This window comes from Gordonia sp. (in: high G+C Gram-positive bacteria), from assembly GCF_049299075.1.
Taxonomy (GTDB): domain Bacteria; phylum Actinomycetota; class Actinomycetes; order Mycobacteriales; family Mycobacteriaceae; genus Gordonia.
The window spans coordinates 1-3,982 of the sequence record NZ_JBAQWU010000126.1 but is presented as its reverse complement, the minus strand read 5'-3'; the positions used below and the strand labels follow the sequence as shown (position 1 = coordinate 3,982).

The following is a 3,982-nucleotide window of genomic DNA, read 5'->3' as shown; positions in this document are numbered from 1 at the left end:
GTCGTAGGCCGTCTCCGTCAACGGCCTATCAACGCTGTAGAACAGGTACGCGTACCCGCGCTCCCGACTGCGCCCCACCCGGCCGCGCAACTGGTGCAGCTGCGAGAGCCCCAAGTTCTCCGCCCGGTCGACGATCAGCGTGTTCGCATTGGAGATATCCAGGCCGGTCTCGATGATCGTCGTACACACCAGCACGTCGTACTCACGATTCCAGAAGCCCTCGACCGTCTTCTCCAACAACTCCTCGGGCATCTGCCCATGAGCGACGGCGATCTTTGCCTCCGGGACCAGGCGCGCCAGATCCTTGGCCATCTTGTCGATCGTCGACACCCGGTTGTGCACGTAGAACACCTGGCCGTCGCGCAACAACTCACGCCGGATGGCCGCACCCACCTGCTTCTCCGAGTACGCGCCCACATAGGTCAGCACCGGATGCCGCTCCTCCGGCGGCGTCAGAATGGTCGACATCTCGCGGATCCCCGCCATCGACATCTCCAAGGTGCGCGGAATCGGCGTCGCCGACATCGTCAACACGTCGACGTGCGTGCGCAGCGACTTGATGTGCTCCTTGTGCTCGACACCGAAGCGCTGCTCCTCGTCGACGATTACCAGACCCAGGTCCTTCCACACCGCCCCGGTCTGCAGCAGGCGGTGCGTACCGATCACGATGTCCACCTCACCGTCGGCCATCGCATGCAGGATCTTCTTCGACTCGGCTGGCGACGTGAACCGGGACAGCCCGGCCACCGTCACCGGGAAGCCCGCCATGCGCTCGCTGAACGTCTGCAGGTGTTGTCCGGCAAGGATGGTGGTGGGCACCAGCACAGCCACCTGCTTACCGTCCTGCACCGCCTTAAACGCCGCGCGCACCGCGATCTCGGTCTTGCCGTAGCCGACGTCGCCGACGATCACCCGGTCCATCGGCACCGGCTTCTCCATATCGGCCTTCACCTCGCCGATCACCGTCATCTGATCGACGGTCTCGGTGAAGTCGAACGCGTCCTCCATCTCGCGCTGCCACGGACTGTCCGGGCTGAACGCGAAACCCGGCGCCGCATGCCGGGCCGCATACAACTGCACCAACTCGCCCGCGATCTCGCGAACGGCCTTGCGCGCCTTACGTTTTGTGTTCGACCAGTCACTGCCACCGAGCTTGCTCAAGGCCGGCTGCTCGCCGCCCACGTACCGCGACAACTGATCCAGCGAGTCCATCGGCACATACAATCGGTCCCCCGGCTGGCCGCGCTTACCGGGCGCATACTCGATCACCAGGTACTCCCGGCGGGCCCCGCCGATCACTCGCTCGATCATCTCCACAAACTTGCCGATGCCGTGCTGGTCGTGCACCACCATGTCGCCCGCCGTCAACGCCAGCGGATCCACCTGGTTGCGCCGCTTGGCGGGGAGCTTTCGCCCGTCCTTCACCCCGACCACGCGCGCACCGGTCAGATCCGCTTCGGTGATGATGACCAGTGGCCCGACGACCAGGCCGTGGCGCAGGGTGCCGTGGTAGACGGCGACCGCATCGGCCGGCGGCTCGTCGCCGTCGTCCATCAGCCGCGCCGGCACCTCGGCCTCACCGAGACGTTCGACGAAGCGCTGCGCCGTACCGCGACCAGCCGCGACCACTGCAGCCCGAGAACCCGACGCCAACTGCGCGCGCAAACTCGCCAGCAGCGACTTGATCTCGTCGGCGTCACCGTGCGGTGCCGGCCCGGCATGCAGGTCCAATTCCAGCTCGGCCCCGCTGCCCGACGAGAGTGGACTGATGGTCCACCAACTGCGGCCGGCAGCGATGGTGGCCGCCTGCACCTCATCCACCGGACGGTAGGCGCTGGCCTGCAGATCCACACTCTGCGCCTGCACCGGCGCACCCGCTCCGAGCGCCGCAGCATTCCACGACGCCTCCAAGAACTCCGCGCCCGTGCGCTCCAAATCGCCCGCGCGCGTGCGCACCTTCTCCGGATCGAGCACCAGCACCCGAGTTCCCGCAGGCATCACTTCGGTAAGCAGCTGCATCTGGCCGTCGACCAGGGCAGGAATCATCGCCTCCATGCCTTCGACGGCGATGCCCTCCGACAGCTTGGTCAGCAGTTCGGCGAGCGCGACGTCGTCGGTGGTCTCGGCAAGCTCGGCCGCCCTCGCCCGCACTTGCTCGGTCAGCACTAATTCCCGGCACGGATGGATCTGGACACCTTTGCCCCCTGAGCTTGTCGAAGGGTCGACTTCCGGCTGCGTCCGCTGGTCGGCGACGGAGAACGCACGCAGGTCGGTCACCTCGTCGCCCCAGAACTCCACGCGCACCGGGTAGTCCGCGGTGGTGGCAAAGACGTCGAGGATGCCGCCGCGCACCGCGAACTCGCCGCGCCGCCCGACCATGTCGACGCGCTCGTACGCCATCTCCACCAGCTGCTCGATGAGCCCATCGAAATCGACGTCGAGGCCCTCACGCAAGGTGATGGCGCGCAGCGAGCCGAGCCGGGGTGCCATCGGTTGAATCAACGACCGCACCGTGGTCACGACCACCCGCAACGGCTCCGCCTCCGGATCGGCCAGCCGGTGCAGCACCGCCAGGCGCTGCCCGACGGTGTCCGCGCTCGGCGAGAGCCGCTCGTGCGGCAGCGTCTCCCACGACGGGAACTGCGCCACCGCCCCCGCCCCGTCCGGCAGCAACTCGCGCAACTCGGCCGTCAGATCGTCAGCTTCGCGGCCGTTGGCCGTCACCACCAGCAGCGGCCCGCCCTGCGCCGTCAACGACGCGACAACGAAGGGCCGGGCCGCATCGGGAGCCGTGAGATCCAGTCGCGGCTCGCCGGACCGTTTCACCAGTTCAGCGAACACCCCGGCGCGGGTGGCATAAGCATTCAATCCGGAAAGCGAGGGGGAGGTCGACACCCGCCCCATTCTAGGTCCGCAGCAGCGACGCTCCCAGCGGAACCTGCGGCGTCGCGCCCGGCAGCAACGCGTACACCGACGAACCGATCGGTGTGGTCCACACGTTGAGGTCGTCGTGCTCGGCCAATCGCTCCTGCGAGGGCAAGAACTGCCGGACCGGATCGCGCTGCACGGTGGAGAAGATCAGCCCCGTGTCGGCGACACCGTCGTCGTAGTTATAGGCGCGACGCAAGTACTGCTCATGATCGGCACGACGATGGGCCCGCGCAATGTGCGACGACTCCGGGATCACCGAAATACCGCCGTCGCTCATCGAGAAGTCGGGCTTGTCGTGCTCGTTCTGTCCGGTCAGCGGCGCCCCGTTGGTCAGGTTGCGGCCGAGCACCAGTTCCCGCGGTCCCCGGTCGAGTTCTTCCCAAGTGTCCATGTGCATAGCGATTCGCCGGATCACCATCGAACTACCGCCGGCCAGCCACGGCTGCTCGACGCCGTCGTTCCAGATCAGTTCGTCGTTGCGGTCGGCGACCGGCTGCTCGGTGCCGTCGATCTGCCCGAAGAGATTGCGCTGCGTCTGGTCGTCGGGCTGCGTGCCGCGCGCCGTGCGGAAGCCGCGCTGCACCCAGACGACAGGCGCAATCGTGTGCACGGCAGCAGTCAACACCCGGGTCGCATGGGCCAGCGTCACCGGATCGTCGGAGGCGACCACCAGCAGCAGGTCAGTCTGCCCCCACCGCTCCTCGAGTCGGTCGATGGCGAACGCCGGCAACGGCTTGAGCCAGGACGGACGACGACCCGCCATCCGCGGATTCTCAAAGATCCGCGGCCCGACACCGACAGTCACCGTCAGCCGCGACGGCGCGACAGCAAGCTCGGGTTCGACGTCGGAAAGCCCCGCCTCCCCCTGGGTCAGGCGAGCACCGTCTTGGGTCCAGAGCATGAGGACGCCGCGAAGTGCGTCCATATCCGCCGGGTCCACCAAGTTCAGGCCGACATAGTTGGCGTGACTGGGTGGCGTCGTGACAATGCCAGCCTGATGCGGGCCGTAGAACTGCACGGTCTGCCGGGCCGGCTCGTGCACGTCGCAGAC

2 protein-coding genes are annotated in these 3,982 nt (G+C 67.3%); both read right to left on the bottom strand.

The genetic code is table 11. From position 1 onward, the window contains the following. A partial coding sequence (mfd, locus tag WAW85_RS04315; RefSeq protein ID WP_422558413.1) for a transcription-repair coupling factor occupies positions 1–2,895 on the bottom strand: 2,895 nt, incomplete at its 3' end. Between the two features lie 10 nt (positions 2,896–2,905). Further along, a partial coding sequence (locus WAW85_RS04310; RefSeq protein WP_422558412.1) for a Dyp-type peroxidase occupies positions 2,906–3,982 on the bottom strand: 1,077 nt, incomplete at its 5' end.